This window comes from Tenacibaculum geojense, assembly GCF_042676005.1.
Taxonomy (GTDB): domain Bacteria; phylum Bacteroidota; class Bacteroidia; order Flavobacteriales; family Flavobacteriaceae; genus Polaribacter; species Polaribacter geojense.
The window spans coordinates 1-573 of the sequence record NZ_JBHTJR010000067.1 but is presented as its reverse complement, the minus strand read 5'-3'; the positions used below and the strand labels follow the sequence as shown (position 1 = coordinate 573).

The 573-nt window shown below is 38.4% G+C and carries 1 protein-coding gene; it reads right to left on the bottom strand.

Annotation, left to right across the window (positions count from 1 at the left end; all coding sequences use genetic code 11):
* Positions 1-573: hypothetical protein (locus ACFQ1U_RS13685; protein ID WP_386109338.1), on the bottom strand; the 573-nt coding region annotated here is incomplete at both ends.

Here is a 573-nt window from a genome sequence, read left to right as displayed (position 1 = left end):
GAACTGTAGTAGTACAATCATTTGTTCCCTCTCCGGTAATATCATAAACACCTGCTGGTAATCCTGAATACGTTAAAGTAGTCATATCAATACTACCAGAATATGGACCACCACTTACAACACTTATACTGTAAGTTAATGGATTGATACTATTGTTTACCTCTGTGATCTGAATTACTCCATCAGTGCTACCAAAACAAATATTATTTACACTTGCTACCGCACTGAAATCTGGCTGAATAGCTGGTGCAACCACTACGTCAACCGTAGTTGAACATACTGGGGTAGCGGCCATATCAAACACTTCTACCGTATACGTATCTGCTGTACTTACAGGGAATGTAAATGTAGTTCCTCCTGTTGATGTTTGTGCTACGATAACTGCTGATGAACTATTTACTACTGAATATTCATAGGTACCTGAACCTGATGTAATATCAACAGTAATAACTCCATCTGGACTCGCTGAACAATCTATATTCTTTGTCTGAATAGCTGTAAAGGCTAAATCTGGACTGATAGTTACTAATGGACTCGTTAACGCTGTACCTGGACAGTTATTGCTATCTACAA